Annotated in this window: 14 protein-coding genes; 6 read left to right on the top strand and 8 right to left on the bottom strand. The window is 66.3% G+C overall.

What is annotated here, in order from left to right:
* Nucleotides 1–19: 19 nt before the first annotated feature.
* Nucleotides 20–568, bottom strand: coding sequence for a DUF6630 family protein (locus ACCQ05_RS03355; RefSeq protein ID WP_372392936.1), 549 nt, complete (start codon nt 566–568; stop codon nt 20–22).
* Between the two features lie 164 nt (nt 569–732).
* Between ACCQ05_RS03355 and ACCQ05_RS03350 the strand changes: the two genes are divergently transcribed.
* Nucleotides 733–999: a DUF3297 family protein gene (locus ACCQ05_RS03350; protein ID WP_228964640.1), complete on the top strand. Its 267-nt coding sequence runs from the start codon at nt 733–735 to the stop codon at nt 997–999.
* A 317-nt stretch (nt 1,000–1,316) separates the two neighbouring features.
* On the opposite strand, the gene ACCQ05_RS03345 is transcribed toward ACCQ05_RS03350, so the two are convergent.
* The 4 genes from ACCQ05_RS03345 to ACCQ05_RS03330 all read right to left on the bottom strand — a co-directional run bounded on the left by ACCQ05_RS03345 (nt 1,317) and on the right by ACCQ05_RS03330 (nt 6,743).
* A complete protein-coding gene (locus ACCQ05_RS03345; RefSeq protein ID WP_372392935.1) occupies nt 1,317–2,078 on the bottom strand; it encodes an ABC transporter permease in 762 nt (253 codons plus the stop codon).
* Nucleotides 2,075–3,019 (bottom strand): ABC transporter ATP-binding protein, encoded by a 945-nt coding sequence (locus tag ACCQ05_RS03340; protein WP_372392934.1) that lies wholly within the window; start codon nt 3,017–3,019, stop codon nt 2,075–2,077. The genes ACCQ05_RS03345 and ACCQ05_RS03340 overlap by 4 nt, the downstream gene beginning before the upstream one ends.
* A 443-nt stretch (nt 3,020–3,462) precedes the next feature.
* Nucleotides 3,463–5,100 (bottom strand): Na+/H+ antiporter, encoded by a 1,638-nt coding sequence (locus ACCQ05_RS03335; protein ID WP_104541942.1) that lies wholly within the window; start codon nt 5,098–5,100, stop codon nt 3,463–3,465.
* Nucleotides 5,101–5,732: 632 nt separating this feature from the next.
* Nucleotides 5,733–6,743, bottom strand: a complete 1,011-nt coding sequence (locus ACCQ05_RS03330; RefSeq protein ID WP_506191536.1) for a hypothetical protein — start codon at nt 6,741–6,743, stop codon at nt 5,733–5,735.
* A 75-nt stretch (nt 6,744–6,818) separates the two neighbouring features.
* Here ACCQ05_RS03330 and ACCQ05_RS03325 point away from each other — a divergent pair, with 75 nt between their 5' ends.
* Nucleotides 6,819–7,376 carry a fasciclin domain-containing protein gene (locus ACCQ05_RS03325; protein ID WP_167394637.1) on the top strand — a complete coding sequence of 186 codons (558 nt, stop codon included), beginning with the start codon at nt 6,819–6,821 and terminating at the stop codon, nt 7,374–7,376.
* A 368-nt stretch (nt 7,377–7,744) separates the two neighbouring features.
* Here the strand turns inward: ACCQ05_RS03325 and ACCQ05_RS03320 are convergent, their stop codons facing one another.
* The 3 genes from ACCQ05_RS03320 to ACCQ05_RS03310 all read right to left on the bottom strand — a co-directional run bounded on the left by ACCQ05_RS03320 (nt 7,745) and on the right by ACCQ05_RS03310 (nt 11,493).
* A complete protein-coding gene (locus ACCQ05_RS03320; RefSeq protein WP_372392932.1) occupies nt 7,745–9,190 on the bottom strand; it encodes a UdgX family uracil-DNA binding protein in 1,446 nt (481 codons plus the stop codon).
* Between the two features lie 135 nt (nt 9,191–9,325).
* On the bottom strand, nt 9,326–10,570 hold the full coding sequence (locus ACCQ05_RS03315) for a putative DNA modification/repair radical SAM protein (RefSeq protein ID WP_372392931.1): 1,245 nt from the start codon (nt 10,568–10,570) through the stop codon (nt 9,326–9,328).
* 116 nt (nt 10,571–10,686) lie between these two features.
* On the bottom strand, nt 10,687–11,493 hold the full coding sequence (locus ACCQ05_RS03310; RefSeq protein ID WP_372392929.1) for a dioxygenase family protein: 807 nt from the start codon (nt 11,491–11,493) through the stop codon (nt 10,687–10,689).
* Between the two features lie 237 nt (nt 11,494–11,730).
* Here ACCQ05_RS03310 and ACCQ05_RS03305 point away from each other — a divergent pair, with 237 nt between their 5' ends.
* The 4 genes from ACCQ05_RS03305 to ACCQ05_RS03290 all read left to right on the top strand — a co-directional run bounded on the left by ACCQ05_RS03305 (nt 11,731) and on the right by ACCQ05_RS03290 (nt 15,585).
* Nucleotides 11,731–12,627 (top strand): LysR family transcriptional regulator, encoded by an 897-nt coding sequence (locus tag ACCQ05_RS03305; RefSeq protein ID WP_228964648.1) that lies wholly within the window; start codon nt 11,731–11,733, stop codon nt 12,625–12,627.
* A gap of 93 nt (nt 12,628–12,720) precedes the next feature.
* Nucleotides 12,721–13,290, top strand: coding sequence for a flavodoxin family protein (locus ACCQ05_RS03300; RefSeq protein ID WP_372392927.1), 570 nt, complete (start codon nt 12,721–12,723; stop codon nt 13,288–13,290).
* Nucleotides 13,291–13,636: 346 nt separating this feature from the next.
* Complete coding sequence (locus ACCQ05_RS03295; protein WP_372392926.1) at nt 13,637–14,632, top strand: aldo/keto reductase; 996 nt, start codon at nt 13,637–13,639, stop codon at nt 14,630–14,632.
* Nucleotides 14,633–14,889: 257 nt separating this feature from the next.
* Nucleotides 14,890–15,585, top strand: coding sequence for a glycosyltransferase (locus ACCQ05_RS03290; protein WP_372392925.1), 696 nt, complete (start codon nt 14,890–14,892; stop codon nt 15,583–15,585).
* Nucleotides 15,586–15,718 lie beyond the last annotated feature (133 nt).

The following is a 15,718-nucleotide window of genomic DNA, read 5'->3' as shown; positions in this document are numbered from 1 at the left end:
GCCGTCGGCCGGTCGTTCGTCAGAACGCCTCGTTGCCCAGCCGTACTTCGACCCCGAGCAACGAGGTCAGTGCCAGCATCGCATCGTCGTCGCGGCTGAGTGCGATCCAGCCGGCATACGCGTCGCCGCCGGTGTTCCAGTTCCACAGCGAGTACCCGTGTTCGCGCAGGCGATCGAAGGCTACCGCCATCAGGTCGGGCACGTCGAGATTGCTGGCGAAGTCTTCGTCGTCCAGGTCGCCGCCCCAGTCGATGCGCAGGTTCCAGCGCGCGCCCAGTTCGTCGATGGCGGCGACGAACGAATCGGCATCCTTCCAGTCGACGTAGAAGCCCGAGCGCCAGTCGATGACGTCCTTCAGCGTCCACAGCCAGGCGTCGTCGCCGTCGTCGTCTGCCTCGGCCTGCGCTTCGCGCCAGGCATCGAACTGACCCAAGGCGGTGTCTTCGTCGCCGGGGTTGATCAGTACCAGCAGGTTCCAGATCCGCGCCGGATGGTCGTCGACATCGTCTTCGTCGCCTTCCGGCGGCAGGCCTTCGTCGTCTTCGTAGTCGGCACTGTTGTCGGGCATCACGGTCTCGATCGAGAATTGCAGATGCGCAGTGTGAGGCCTGACGCGGCGCAAGCAAACCGGCCGCCGCCCTCCCTCGCGCGCGCAGGGCTGGTCTTCCCGGCGCAGGCCCGTATCCTGTGCGGCCGAAGACCGCCATCCCGGCCGGTCATGACGCCTTTCCCATGAGCGATACCCCTCCCGATCACCTGGCCATCGATGCCCGCAGCCCGTTCCACGATGCCGATGCCCTCAACCGCGGCGTCGGCGTGCGCTTCAACGGTGTCGAACGCGACAACGTGGAGGAATACTCGGTCAGCGAAGGCTGGATCAAGGTGCAGGTCGGCAAGGCCCGCGACCGCCGGGGCAACCCGATGACGATGAAGGTCAAGGGCGAGGTGGTGGCCTACTTCCTGGACACCAAGCACGACGCCAAGCCTGCTGACGCGTAAGAGCGGCTGACCAAACGACTTCACACTGTTCCATTGCAGAGCTGCTGAGCGGCGAGTTTGCTGCAGGGTACTTGCCCGCCCACCATCGCGGGCCACGCTGCGAGTACGTCCTTGCAAGCTCTTACGCGGTATCCATGCCGCGTAAGGTCCCGCGACGGTAGGCGGGCAAGCACCTGTCGAGAGTGTCGGTCCGCAGGGCTCAGGCAAAGCAATCGACCAACTTTCCAGCGCGGCGCCGTCGACCCGCTCAACGTTCAACCTGGACCTCTGGCCGCATCCATCAAACTGCGGCCGACAAAAAACACTGCCTTCACCACTCAAGCCTTGAGCCGATAGCCGCTGCGAAAGATCGCCGCCACCACGCCCAGGCACACCAGCAGGAACAGGAACGTCATGCCGGTACTCACCGCGATATGCACGTCGGCCTTGCCGTAGAAACTCCAGCGGAACCCGCTGATCAGGTACACCACCGGATTGAACAGGGTGACCTTCTGCCACAGCGGCGGCAGCATGTTGATCGAATAGAAGCTGCCACCCAGGAAGGTCAGCGGCGTCACCACCATCAGCGGAATCACCTGCAGCTTCTCGAAGCCATCGGCCCAGATGCCGATGATGAAACCGAACAGGCTGAAGGTCAGCGCGGTGAGCACCAGAAAGCCCAGCATCCACACCGGGTGGGCGATCTCGTAGGGCACGAACAGCCGCGCGGTGAGCAGGATCAACAACCCCAGCATCACCGACTTGGTCGCCGCCGCACCCACGTAGCCGATCACGATCTCCCACCATGCCACCGGCGCGGACAGCACCTCGTAGATCGTGCCGGCCCAGCGCGGCATGTAGATGCCGAACGAGGCGTTGGAGATGCTTTCGTTGAGCAGCGACAGCATCACCAGGCCGGGGATGATGTAGGCACCGTAGCTGATGCCGTCGATATCGCCCATGCGCGAGCCGATCGCCGCACCGAACACCACGAAGTACAACGAGGTCGACAACACCGGCGAGGCGATCGACTGGGTGAGCGTGCGGAACGCGCGCGCCATTTCGAAACGATAGATCGCAGCGATCGCATGCAGGTTCATGCGCGCACCTGCGCATTGCGTGCGCCATGCACGAGATTGACGAAGATCTCTTCCAGTGAACTCTCGCTGGAATGCAGGTCCTTGAAATCGATTCCGTGCTCGTTGAGCCGTCGCAGCAACGCGCCGATGCCGGTCTGCTCGGCCTGCGTATCGAAGGTGTAGATCAGGCTGTTGCCATCGGCCGTCAGTTCCAGCGGCAGGTCCGCCAGCGTGGCGGGCACTGCCTGCAGCGGCGATTGCAGGCTCAAGGTCAGCTGTTTCTTGCCGAGCTTGCGCATCAGGGTGTGCTTGTCTTCCACCAGCACCAGCTCGCCGCGATTGATCACCCCGACGCGGTCGGCCATGTCTTCGGCCTCTTCGATGTAATGGGTGGTCAGGATGATGGTGGTGCCCTGCTCGCGCAGGCGGCGCACCATCTGCCACATGTCGTGGCGCAGTTCCACGTCCACCCCGGCGGTGGGCTCATCCAGGAACAGGATGCGCGGCTCGTGCGCCAGCGCCTTGGCGATCAGCACGCGCCGCTTCATGCCGCCGGAGAGCGTGGAGATCTTGCTGTTGCGTTTTTCCCACAGCGACAGCTCGCGCAGGATGGTTTCCAGGTACTGCGGGTTGGCCGGCTTGCCGAACAGCCCGCGGCTGAAACGTACCGTGGCCCACACCGTTTCGAACGCATCGGTGGCCAGCTCCTGCGGCACCAGCCCGATGCTGGCGCGCGCGGCGCGGTAGTCGCGCACGATGTCGTGGCCGTCGGCCAGCACGGTACCGGTGCTGGGGTTGATCAGCCCGCAGACGATGCTGATCAAGGTGGTCTTGCCGGCACCGTTGGGGCCGAGCAGCGCGAAGATCTCCCCGCGCTGGATCTGCAGATCCACCTGCTTGAGCGCCTGGAACCCCCCGGCGTAGGTCTTGCTCACTCCCTGGATGGACACGATGGGCGTCATGGGCTGTGCACGGCAACGATGAGCGCCACAGGGTAGGCCGCGTGCCGTGACGATGGGAGGGGGTCTGGTGGGATGGTGTCTCCCGCGCCGGGATTTGCCTGTTGCCTGGTGCTTTGTGTCTGGTGGACAACAAGACCCACAGGCTGCGCGTCGCGTCCGCTCGAGGGCTACGATGCTCAACTCCTGGTGGCGCACGCTGTCGTAGAAGCGCACCCGGGCGCGACGGGCTGTCCAGAGAATGCGTCTCGCCTCCTACCGCAGCCGTGGTCATCGCCATGGCCGCTGCGATTTCCGATTTCTCTAGCCGGCACGTCCAGAGGTGTATCGGGACAGCCCTGTCGCGCCCGGGTGCGCTCCTACGGCAATAAGGTCATTGCCCGGGCTTTTGCTTTTGCTTTTACGAATCCCGATTCCCGAATCCCGAATCCCGCGCGTCAGCGCGCTCAAGCGCGCTTGCGCGACTCGATCAGATCCAGGTTCCGCACCAGCCGCCGCGACAGGTCGTCGGAAATCTCGCGCCGCCGGGCCAGCTTGAACAGTTCGTTGCGCTCGGCCACCAGCGCGGTGTGGCGGAACTGACGCAAGGCCTGATCGAAGGCACCGGCCTCTTCCGGATCGGTCTCGGCCATGTCCACCGCGCCCAGCTTGCGCTGGTAGCGCTGGCTGACCTGGTTGGCGGCGGCGTTGTAGCGCTCGGCATGCGCACTGTCTTCCACCAGCCGCTGGCGCAGCTTTTCCACCGCCTCCAGCGCCGCTTGCGAGGCCGCCTTGATCGCCAGGTCTTCCTTCTGTTGCTCGTCTTCTTCTTCCGGCAATTCCAGCCCGCGCAGCAGGCGCGGCAGCGCGACACTGGCCACCAACAACGACACCAGGATCACCGAGGCCGCCAGGAAGATCGCCAGCTGGCGGGCCGGAAACGGCGAACCGTCCTGCAGGACCAGCGGCAGGGTCAGCACGCCGGCCAGGGTGATGGCGCCGCGCACGCCGGCCAGCGACACCGCCACCACGATCCGCCACGGCGGGCTCACATGCTGCTCGCCGCGGCGTTGCGCCTTGAAGATGTTCCAGCGCAGCGACAGCCACACCCAGACGAAGCGCAATGCCATCAGGCTGGTGCTGATGGTGGCCACGTACACCGCCAGCCACCACGGATTGAGATGACCGGCCTCCTGCACGCTGCGCACCGCACCATCCAGGATGCCCGGCAGCTGCTCGCCCAGCAGCACGAAGATGATGCCGTTGAAGGTGAACTGCACCGTGTCCCACACCGCCGAGCGCTGCAGGCGCATGTTGCCCGGCGCGTTGCCGGCCATTTCCACGTAGCTCATGGTGATGCCGGCGGCCACCGCGGCCAGGATGCCGGAGGCATGAAAGGCTTCGGCCAGCAGGTAGGCGGCGAAGGGCGTGAGCAGGTTGACCAGGATCGCCGAGCCGGGCTCTTCGCCGAAATGCCGCCAGATCCAGCCCTGCACCCGGCTCAGGCCGAACGTCGTCGCCACACCCAGTCCCAGCCCGGCCAGCGCTACCCAAAGGAAGGTCAGCGAAGCGGTCGCCACCGAGAAGGTGCCGGTGAGCACCGCGGCCACGGCGAACTGGAAACACACCAGGCCGGAGGCGTCGTTGAGCAGCGACTCGCCCTCCAGGATGTGCATCAGCCGCTTGGGAATCGGCACCTTGGAGGCGATCGACGACACCGCAACGGGATCGGTCGGCGAAATGATCGCCGCCAGCGCGAAGGCCACCGCCAGCGGCATGGCCGGGATCAGCCAGTGAATCAGGAAGCCGGCACCGATGACGGTGAAGATCACCAGCCCCAGCGCCAACTCCAGGATCGCGCCCTTGTCGCGAAACAGGCCCTGCTTGGGAATGCGCCAGCCATCGAGAAACAGCAGCGGCGGCAGGAACAGCAGGAAGAACAGTTCCGGTTCCAGCTCGTGCCCTGCATCGAACACGCCGGAGACCACCGCGCCCAGCGCGATCTGCACCAAGGGCAACGGCAGCGAGAACGGCAGGATGCGGATCAGATAACCGCTGGCCGCGACCGCCAGCAACATGGCGAGGACGACATCGATCGAATGCATGCAAAACCCGGAAGATAAAGATGGCCGCGCGTCGCACCGTCCATGGCGACGCCAGGCAACGCACCTACGGGAACATACCGGTTTGCAACCGGTGATGAAACCGCCGCTGCCGCACGCGCTGCGCCTGGGGCTGCGTTGCAAGCGGGCACCGGGCGTCACCTGCATGCCGTGGCTGGCATCGGATCCCATGGCTTTGAGTGGGCGCCACTGGACACTGGCCTGATTGCGCGCGCGCCCCGGGTCGTGCGGTGCCATGCACGCGTCGTCTTCGCCGCCAGCGTCGGCGACGCTGGCGTGAGCAACCAGCGCAGTTGCAAGGTCCGATCAAGCGATCGGATCGCCGTGCAGCGCAAGCCGCCATGTCTGCGTTCACCCGGCGCTATCGCGCCGCGTGGTCTCGCCGGTTCGCACGGCTGCGCGCGGCTCACCGTGATTGACCGATCACTGCGCGATGGACCTGCTTCAGGGCAGCACCTGCTCGAGGGGCACGCGCTCGCTGCAGAACCCGGTACGCCGAGCGCGCGCGTGACCAGCCGCCGTTGCAGACAGGACCACACCACCAACATGGGACTCACGCACGCCAGCGCCGACCGGCACCAGCACCGCCTTCGCAAGGCATGTGCATGGCGGGATCAGGTGTGCCGGGCAGGCGTGTGCCTGCTCTGCTTCGCAGGCAGCGCAGCCTGTACCGGGACCACAAAGCTGGCCTCATGCAGGACCAGCCTGGAATCGTAATGCTCCACCGTGACCTTGACCGTCCTGACCTTCTTCGCAAAGGCGAACGGCCACCGCGCCTTGATCATCTCCTGCCCGACCTTGCGGCCATCGACGTCCTCCACCAGCGCGCTGCGCACCGGATAGCTGCCTGAGCCGACATTCTCCGAATCGTTCGCATCGACCATGCCGAGATGGGCCTTTGAAAACGCCAGCGTCGACGGCTCGCCATTGGTGAAGTTGGCGCTGTCGTCGAAGCCCAGATTCCTGTAGCGGTACGTCAATATCACCACCTGCCTGGGCATCCAGGCGCCGCCACCATCGTCGCGCAGCCTGACGTTGGCAACGCGCACCGAATCGACAGTGAATTCCCATTCCCCCGGAACGCGCCATTGCTGGTGCGGCCGATAGCTAGCAGCGGCGGGCGCCTGTGCAGCAGCGGTTGGCTCCTGCGATCCCATCGCGGCCCGCGCAGCACCTGACAGCACCAGGCAAGCTGCGGCCAGACAGGCGGCGAGAACGGGTGTGGTGCGATGCGGTGGTGTCGAGGTCATTTCAGACGAGCCTCGTTCGATGAGACATGTGGGGTGAACGAGATTACGTTCGACGTGATGACCGCATTTGCATGGAAGCGAACATCGGTACGACTTCCGGGGTCCGCCGGCATGCCTGCAACCAGACGCCAGCGCATTGCTTGAGAAGATCCACCGCATTGCACGTGGCATCTGGTCGAACGGGCCACAGCGCAGCGGTTTGCCATATGCACGTGCAGAGCAGCGCGCCAGGTGCAGTGCAACATAAGGCCCATGTGAACAGCCGTGACGCTGCATCCCCCCGAACGCACGTGGCCCAAGGCCGACCTGACGCCATGCCATGGCCGGCAGCGAGCCCAGACAGAAACTCGATAAAGTAAAGATCGCGTGATGCATCCGGCGCGCATCTTGCGGCGTATCAGGGTCTACGGTCGCCAGCCGGCGCCCGCCTACCCAAAGGATCGCTGCCTCATGAAGACCTCATTGAAGTCGCTTGCCATTGCCGCCGCCATTGCCCTCACCAGCGCAACGGCACCGGTGTACGCCGCCTCCAACCCGATGGTGGGCGGTGCGCCGATGCTGGCCACCAAGGACATCGTCGACAACGCGGCCAACTCCAAGGATCACACCACCCTGGTCGCCGCGGTCAAGGCCGCCGGCCTGGTCGAGACCCTGAAAGGCCCAGGCCCGTTCACCGTCTTCGCTCCCACCAATGCCGCCTTTGCCGCATTGCCGGCCGGCACTGTCGATACGCTGTTGAAGCCCGAATCCAAGCCCACCCTGACCAAGGTACTCACCTACCACGTGGTGCCGGGCAAGGTGGATGCGGCCTCGCTGATCGCCAAGATCAAGGCCGGCGGCGGCAGCGCCATGCTCACCACCGTGCAGGGCGAATCGCTTACCGCAAAGCTCAACGGCAAGAAGGTCACCCTGACCGATGCCAAGGGCAATACCGCCACCGTCACCACTGCCGACGTCATGCAGAGCAATGGCGTGATCCACGTGATCGACAAGGTCTTGATGCCGTAAACCCCGCATGCAGTCGCCCGGTCAGTGCGACCGGGCGATCGCCCTTGGCGGCAATCGAGCAACGTGTCATGCAGGGGCGCCCGGGCCCGCGCAAAGCGTCATTGGGATGCCTTCTCGCGTGCCTGGACGCCCCTGCACCTCAGCGGCACCTGCCTCATGCGGTTGCTTGCCTTGCGCAAGGCCCCGCCAGCGCAGGCTGCACATCACCGCAACGCGGCGGTGACGGAACACGCGGCGTGCCGCGCGTCCCCTTGGTGTCAATCGAGCAGCGACACCGTGCGCGTGCGCATGCACGCGCATCTTTTTGACCAGGCGTTCTTGTGTCGCCAGGCGTCCTCGGAGCGCCTCCACGCGCCGTTGGTCCTCGTCTAAGCGGTGTGGGCGCCACGCGCTGGCGCTGCGCCGGGCGCCGAAAGCAATTGGCGCAGATCCTCCACGAAGCCGCGATAGCCCTCCTCCCGCGCCGCCTCCGATCCCTGCCGCAGCACCCAGGACGGATGCACGGTCGTCAGTACCGGCGTGCCATCGTCCAGGCGCAGCCACTGCCCGCGCTCCTGCATCAGCCGAAACCTGCTGCCCAGCACCGCCTGTGCCGCGGTAGCGCCCAGGCAGACGATCTGCGCGGGACGCAATTGGGCACGCTCGGCCTGCAACCAGCCGCTGCAGGCCTGCACATGCGTGCGCTCGGGGTTGCGATGCAGGCGGCGCTTGCCGCGTTGCTCGAAGCGGAAGTGCTTGACCGCGTTGGTCACGTAGAACCCACTGCGATCCACGCCCAACTCGCCCAAGGCCATGTTGAACAGGCGCCCGGCAGGCCCGACGAAGGGACGCCCGCTCAGATCCTCTTCATCGCCGGGCTGCTCGCCGATCACCATGACGGCCGCATCCTCCGGCCCTTCGCCGAAGACGGTCTGGGTGGCCGGCCGCCACAACTCGCAGCGTCGGCAATCGCGCGCGGCCGCGCGCAGCTGGGCGATGCTCTGCGTCGCCTCGACGGCAGCGGGTACCGGCGCCGCCGGCACCCGGCGGCGTACCGGCTCGGGTGCGCGCTCGGCCATCTCGCGCACGCGCACACCGGCCTCGCGGATCAGCTCCGGCAGCAGCGCCGCCTCGGGCAGGTTCTTCCAGTATTTCTGCGGCATTTCCTGCCGCATCATGGTGGGATTGAGCCGCGCCGGATTGAAGATATGCGCATAGTAGGTGCGCCATAGGGTCTCCTGCGCGTCGTCGGCCGGCACCTGTGTACGCACGGCCCCCTCGCCGAATGCCAGGGCATGGCCATCCCAGCGCACGCTGCGATACGGGGTCAGGATCGCCCAGCGCATGCCGGCGAAGCGCCGTGCAAAGAACGGGGCAACGCGGTCCACGATGTGATGTTCCGGCTCGAACCAGGCCACGAAGTCTTCTTCTTCGCCCGGCAGCCGGCGGAAGCGCACGAACGCCTTCATCTTGTGGGTATCGCGCTGCACCGCCTTCTGCCATTGCCGCAAGCGATGCACGTCCACATCGGTGGCGCGCTCCAGCAGCGCCTTCTCGCCCGAGGCAATCCGCCACAACAACCGATACAACACCGCATGCCGCTGCGGATCGCGATGGCACAGCACCGATGCGGCCAGCTGCATGAAATCCGCCGACACCCGCGGCGGTGCGGCCAGCACCGGCAATTCCAACAGCCCCTGGCCCATCAGCAACCCACCCTGCGCGCCCCCATTCCACGCCACATGGTCAGGCTCCACCTGCGCACACCAGCCCGCCCGCGCCAACGCACGCCACGCCTCGAAACTCCACGCAGGTTCCACCTCAGCGCTGAACATCGTCTACACCTGGCCTCTCGATTCTCGCCATCGCCTTCGCTTTACGGGCGGCACCCAGGACTTTCCGCTGCTGCATGCGGCCGTACCCTCATCCGCCCTTTAGGCACCTTCTCCCGACGGGAGAAGGGACAGGCATCAATCGAACAGACTCGCCTGCCGAGGCGCAGGCGCCAATTGCGCCCGTAACCGCACCGGATCGTCCAGGCGCTGGCGCGGATGATGATCCAGCACGCTCACGAACGGCAGCAGCTTCTTCATCGGCACCCGCAACCGCGCCAGATCGCACACGCGCAGGCGCGCATGCCGGCGCGACAACAGCAGCCGTTCCACATTGCGCGTGCCCAGACCCGGCACCCGCAGCAGCATTTCGCGTGGTGCCGCATTCAGATCCACCGGAAACCGCTCGGGATTGCGCAATGCCCAGGCCAGCTTCGGATCCACGTCCAGATCCAGCATGCCGCTGGACTGCGCCGGCGCGATCTCCTCCACACTGAATTCGTAGAACCGCAGCAACCAGTCGGCCTGGTAGAGCCGATGCTCGCGCTGCAGCGGCGGCGCCTGCAGCGGCAGCTTGGACGAAGCGTCCGGAATCGGACTGAAGGCCGAGTAATACACCCGGCGCATGCGGTAATTGCCATAGAGATTGTGGCTGGTGTCCAGGATGCTGCGGTCGTTGGCATCGTCGGCGCCGATGATCATCTGCGTGCTCTGCCCGGCCGGCGCAAACCGCGGCGGCTTGGCGCGCCGCGCGGTTTCGGCCTTGCGTTCGAGCTGATTTTCCTCGATGCGCCAGCGCAGCTCGCCCATTGCCGAGCGGATGCCGCCGACGCTTTTTTCCGGCGCCAGTTGCGTCAGGCCCTGCTCGGTGGGCAGCTCCACATTGATGCTCAGCCGGTCCGCATAGCGCCCGGCCGCAGCCAACAGGTCGGGCGCGGCATCGGGAATGGTCTTGAGATGGATGTAGCCGGCGAAATGATGCTCTTCGCGCAGCTGCCGCGCCACTTCCACCAGCTGCTCCATCGTGTAGTCGGAGTTGCGGATGATGCCGCTGGACAGGAACAGGCCTTCGATGTAGTTGCGCTTGTAGAAATCCAGCGTCAGCGTGACCACTTCTTCCGGCGTGAAGCGCGCGCGGCGCACGTTGCTGGACACGCGATTGACGCAGTATGCGCAATCGAACACGCAGAAATTGGTCAGCAGGATCTTCAACAGCGACACGCAGCGGCCATCGGGCGTGTACGAATGGCAGATGCCCATGCCCTCGGTACTGCCGATGCCGCCGGTGCCCAGCGAGTTGCGCTTGTTGGCGCCACTGGAGGCGCAGGACGCGTCGTATTTGGCGGCGTCGGCGAGGACGGCAAGCTTGTCGAGGATTTTCACGCGGGCAGCATGCAACCTGGGCGTCTCAGCCTATGAGACTGCGGCCCGGTTCATCGTGAATGCTTCAGAGCATGCGGATGCAGCCACTGCCATGGCTGCACTCGATGCGTGCCTGCTCAGGCGGCAAGCGCGGTGTGGCCGTCGAAGCGATACAGGTCCATGGCCAGGAAACCCTGGTCGATACCGGCATCGATGCGCTGTGCGCCGAGTTGGTCGCTCCCGGCCGCGCCCATCGCCACGTACAGCGGCAACAGGTGCTCGTCGCTGGGATGCGCACGCTCGGCATACGGTGCCTGGCGGCGGTAATCGAGCAAGGCCGGGATATCGTTGTCCAGCAGCTTGCGCTCGGTCCAGTCGATGAAGGGCCGCACGTACGGCGCTTCGCGCTCGGCGCTATAGCCCTGGCGGAAATCGTGCAGGTTGTGGGTGATGCTGCCGGAACCGATCACCAGCACCCCCTCCTCGCGCAGCGGCGCCAGCGCGCGCCCCAGCGCGAACTGGTGCGCCGGGCCAAGTTCCGGCTGGATCGACACCGACACCACCGGGATATCCGCCGCCGGGTACAGCAGCCGCAGCGGCACCCACACGCCGTGGTCGAAACCACGCTGCGGGTCCAGTTGCGGATGCAGCCCGGCCTGCTCCAGCCGCCGCGCAACCTGTTGCGCCAGCGCTGGCTCGCCAGGCGCCGGATAGCTCAACTCGTACAGCGGCGCAGGGAAGCCGCCGAAATCATGGATGGTGGCTGGCCGCGCCGCATCGCTGACCAGCGGGCGGCGCCCCAGCCAGTGCGCACTGGCCACGACGATGGCGCGCGGCCGCGGCAGCCGCTGCCGCAGTTCCTGCAGCCGTTGCCCCACCTGGCCCGGCCGCAGGGCGGTCATCGGCGATCCGTGCGAGATATACAGCGATGGCATGCGATGCATGAGTGACTCCTCGAAAAGACAACAGGGTTCGACGCGCCGGCTCGGCGCAACGTGCCATCGCCCGGCGGCGGCTGCACGATCGGCACGCCCACAGCGCCAGGTATTTCCAACCACCGCCGAGTTGGCGGGCAGGACAGGCGCTCGCTCAAGAACCTCGACAGGGTATTACCTGCAAATTTCTGATAAACGCATCAAATTCGGATAATTTATTGCGACCACAGCAATAATCGAACGCTCATGGACACCCTGGATGCGATGCGCGTGTTTACCGCCGTCGCCGAGCGCAGCGGCTTCAGCGCCGCCGCCGAGGCGCTGGACCGCTCCACGGCCAGCGTCACCCGGCAGGTCGCCGCGCTGGAACAACGCCTGGGCACCCGCCTGCTCAATCGCACCACGCGCCGGGTCAGCCTGACCAGCGCCGGCACCGCCTACTACCAGCGCTGCCTGCAGCTGCTGGCCGACCTGGACGACCTGGAGGCCACCATTGGCGCGCAGGCGCTGGAGCCGGCCGGCGTGCTGCGGGTCAATGCGCCGGTAAGCTACGGGATCGAGCGCCTGGGCGCGCTGCTGCCGGGGTTTCGGGCGCGTTATCCGCAGGTGGACCTGGACCTGTCGCTGTCCGATCGGCTGGTGGACATGGTCGAAGAGGGCTTCGATGTCGCCATCCGCATCACCCGCCAGCCGGCCCCGATGCTGATCGCGCGACAACTGGGCACGGTTCGGCTGCTGCCCTGTGCGGCGCCGGAGTATCTGGCACGCGCCGGTACCCCCACGCATCCGTCCGATCTGGCCGGCCACGAATGCCTGCTCTACCACTACTCGCCGAGCGGCGATGAGGTGCGCTTTCACGGGCCGGACGGCGATGTCGCCGTGCGCGTCCACGGCGGGCTGCGCGCCAACAACGGCCATGTCCTCAATGCGGCGGCGCTGGCCGGCCAGGGCATCGTGATGCAACCGGATTTCCTGGCCGCCGCACATCTGGCCAGCGGCCGCCTGGTACGCATCCTTCCCGAGTACGAACTCGGCGACATCGGCATCTTCGCCGTCTACACCAGCCGCAGCCACCTGGCGCCGAAGGTGCGCAGCTTCATCGATTACCTGGTCCAGTGCCTGGCCGAGCCGGCGCCCGGCTGAACGGCCACGACAACAGTTCGTCCCGTGCGTGGTCATGTTCCTGTCGCGCCTGGTGTGCGCACAATCGGGCCCCTTCATCCGGCAGGAGCGTCCATGAGCAAGATCGCCATCGTGTACTTCAGCGGCTACGGTCATACCGCAAAACAGGCCGAAGCCGTGCATGCAGGAGCCGCCAGCGTGGCCGAAGCCACGCTGTACCGGATCGGCCAGGACGGCAACCTGCCCGACGGTGCCTGGGACGCGATCGCCGCCGCCGATGCCATCATCTATGGCAGCCCCACCTACATGGGCGGCCCGGCGTGGCAGTTCAAGAAATTTGCCGACGACAGTTCCAAGCCGTGGTTTGCGCAGGCATGGAAGGACAAGATCGCGGCCGGCTTCACCAACTCCGCCTCGGCCAATGGCGACAAGTACGCCACCATCCAGTACCTGTGGACCCTGTCGCAGCAGCACGGGCAGGTCTGGGTCGGCACCGGCCTGCCGCCGTCCAACACCAAGGCGCACGGGCCGCAGGACGTGAACTGGACCGGCGGCTGGGGCGGCGCGCTGGCCATCTCGCCATCGGACGCCTCGCCGGACGAGGCGCCGCGCGCTGGCGACCTGGAGACCGCCCGGCTGTTCGGCAAGCGCGTTGCCGACTTCGCCAACAAGCTCAGCGGCTGAGCCACCGGCATCGGCGCGCGTCTGCCTGCCTGGCGCAGGTGGATGCGCGCCGGTGGCAACGCATGCCGGATGCGTGCGTGGGACGGCCGCGCCAGTGCCGCTGCATCGATGGCCTTGCCGCCTTGGCAGCCTGCGGGCCGCAGGCGATGTGCTGATGATCGATGATCGACGGCGCCTGCGGTCGGGCGCACGTGTTGTCGCGGTTGATGTGGCGATCGGTCTGGACGCCTGCTGCGGCCGATGACCACCGGCCCTGGGCATCCAGACCTTCGCGCTCGACCCACATCGCGCTAACGCCCACCACACCACCCTGCCCGCCTACCCCGCTGCACGGAGCCTCCCCCACATGCAAACCCGTACGCTTGGCCGTTCCGGCCCCACCGTTTCCGCACTTGGCCTGGGTTGCATGGGCATGAGCGCGTTCTATGGCGATCGCAGCGATGAAGCGGCATCGATCGCGGTGATCCATCGCGCGCTCGACCGTGGCGTCAGCCTGCTCGATACCGCCGACATGTACGGCCCGCACACCAACGAAGTGCTGGTCGGCAAGGCGATTGCCACGCGCCGGCACGAAGTCTTCCTGGCCAGCAAGTTCGGCATCAAGCTCGATCCGGACAATCCGCAGGCGCGCGGCGTCGATGGCAGCCCGGCGTATGTGCAATCGGCCTGCGAGGCCAGCCTGCGTCGCCTGGGCGTGGAGCACATCGACCTGTACTACCAGCATCGCGTGGACCCCAACGTGCCGATCGAAGACACCGTCGGGGCGATGTCGCGCCTGGTCGAACAGGGCAAGGTGCGCTTCCTCGGATTGTCCGAGGCGGCCGACACCACCATCCGCCGTGCGCATGCGGTGCATCCCATCACTGCGGTGCAGACCGAATATTCGCTGTGGTCGCGCGAGCCGGAACACAACGGCGTGTTCGCCACCGTGCGTGAACTGGGCATCGGCTTCGTGCCGTACTCGCCGCTGGGGCGCGGCTTCCTCACCGGTGCGTTCTCCTCGCCCGACGACTTCGATGCCGACGATTACCGCCGCCATTCGCCGCGTTTCCAGGGCGAGAACTTCACCCGCAACCTGCAGCTGGTGGAGCAGGTCAAGGCGATTGCCGCCGACAAGGGCATCACCCCCGGGCAACTGGCCCTGGCCTGGGTGCTGGCACAGGGCCAGGACCTGATCCCCATCCCCGGCACCAAGCGCCTGGCCTACCTGGAGGAAAACCTCGCCGCGCTCGATGTGGCGTTGATGCCGGACGAACTGGCGCGCATCGATGCGATCTTTCCGCCCCAGGCCGCGGCCGGCACCCGGTATCCGGAAGCGACCATGGGCTCGGTGCATCGCTGAGCACTGCCGCATGGCCGTCTCGTCGCGGCGGCCTTGCAGCCGGGCTCATGCGATGATTTGCAGGCAGTGATTTGCCAGAACCCAAACGCCAGGCCTTGCAACCGGTCTACACAGGGCAGGCGTTGCAAGCTCCACCCGGACTCTGCATCCGGATCCCGCCTGCTTCGCGGTAGCGGATCGGCGCGGTGGACGCGCGCTCACACCACCGCATCGCCGCTGCCCGCACACTGACCGCCGTCTTTGCACGGGCCGCACCCATGCTGTCCTTCGTGATCCCCGCCCACAACGAGGCCGCACTGATCGGCGAAACCTTGCACTGCCTGCATGCCTGCGCGCAGGCAATGCAGCTGGACTACGAAGTGGTCGTGGTGGCCGATGCCTGCGACGACGATACCGCCGCCATCGCACGCGCCAACGGTGCACGGGTACTGGAAGTGCAGCTGCAGCACATCGCCGCCACCCGCAACGCAGGCGCGCAGGCCACACATGGCGAGCGCCTGCTGTTTCTGGATGCCGACACCCAGGTCAACCCGCAGGTGGTTGGCGCAGCGCTGCAGGCACTGGATGCCGGCGCGGTGGGCGGAGGCGCGCAGGTGCATCTGCATGGCAAGCGGGTATGGGTCGAACGCACTGCCCAGGCCATCTTCGGCTGGCTGTTCCGCATTGCCGGCATCGCGCCAGGGTGTTTTCTGTTCTGCACGCGCGTGGCCTTCATCAGCGCGGGCGGCTTCGATACGCGGTATTACGCTGGCGAGGATGTCGCCCTGAGTCGCGCGCTGGCGCGCCGCGGACGCTTCGTGATCCTGCGCCAGACCGTGCATACCTCCGACCGCAAATTGCGCAGTTTTTCCAAGCGCGAACACCTGGGCCTGCTGCTGCGCTTTCTGTGGCGCGGGCGGCGCATGCTGCAGACCCGCGACGCGCTGGGCTTCTGGTACCAGCGGCGGCGCTGAACCGGGCGTGTCCATGGCCGGCGATCACGCACCGGCACCTGCCCTCGAATCGGGACGTGGCAGCGCAGGCCACTTACACTGCCGTTCTTGTTCCGGTTTCGAGTTGCACCGCATGGCTTCTTTGCATCGCCCT

The sequence above is a fragment of the Xanthomonas sp. NCPPB 3582 genome, from assembly GCF_041475735.2.
In the GTDB taxonomy this organism is placed as follows: Bacteria; Pseudomonadota; Gammaproteobacteria; order Xanthomonadales; family Xanthomonadaceae; genus Xanthomonas; species Xanthomonas codiaei.
Note: the sequence above shows the minus strand (reverse complement) of the source record. Positions and strands in the feature narration are given on the sequence as shown.

Bases quoted from the DNA above. Each gene is read 5' to 3' on its own strand.
- ACCQ05_RS03340 (WP_372392934.1), bottom strand. From the start codon at position 3,019: ATGACGCCCATCGTGTCCATCCAGGGAGTGAGCAAGACCTACGCCGGG.
- ACCQ05_RS03290 (WP_372392925.1), top strand. From the start codon at position 14,890: ATGCTGTCCTTCGTGATCCCCGCCCACAACGAGGCCGCACTGATCGGC.
- ACCQ05_RS03355 (WP_372392936.1), bottom strand. From the start codon at position 568: ATGCCCGACAACAGTGCCGACTACGAAGACGACGAAGGCCTGCCGCCG.
- ACCQ05_RS03335 (WP_104541942.1), bottom strand. From the start codon at position 5,100: ATGCATTCGATCGATGTCGTCCTCGCCATGTTGCTGGCGGTCGCGGCC.
- ACCQ05_RS03350 (WP_228964640.1), top strand. From the start codon at position 733: ATGAGCGATACCCCTCCCGATCACCTGGCCATCGATGCCCGCAGCCCG.
- ACCQ05_RS03345 (WP_372392935.1), bottom strand. From the start codon at position 2,078: ATGAACCTGCATGCGATCGCTGCGATCTATCGTTTCGAAATGGCGCGC.
- ACCQ05_RS03325 (WP_167394637.1), top strand. From the start codon at position 6,819: ATGAAGACCTCATTGAAGTCGCTTGCCATTGCCGCCGCCATTGCCCTC.
- ACCQ05_RS03295 (WP_372392926.1), top strand. From the start codon at position 13,637: ATGCAAACCCGTACGCTTGGCCGTTCCGGCCCCACCGTTTCCGCACTT.
- ACCQ05_RS03330 (WP_506191536.1), bottom strand. From the start codon at position 6,743: ATGCATCACGCGATCTTTACTTTATCGAGTTTCTGTCTGGGCTCGCTG.
- ACCQ05_RS03305 (WP_228964648.1), top strand. From the start codon at position 11,731: ATGGACACCCTGGATGCGATGCGCGTGTTTACCGCCGTCGCCGAGCGC.
- ACCQ05_RS03320 (WP_372392932.1), bottom strand. From the start codon at position 9,190: ATGTTCAGCGCTGAGGTGGAACCTGCGTGGAGTTTCGAGGCGTGGCGT.
- ACCQ05_RS03300 (WP_372392927.1), top strand. From the start codon at position 12,721: ATGAGCAAGATCGCCATCGTGTACTTCAGCGGCTACGGTCATACCGCA.
- ACCQ05_RS03310 (WP_372392929.1), bottom strand. From the start codon at position 11,493: ATGCATCGCATGCCATCGCTGTATATCTCGCACGGATCGCCGATGACC.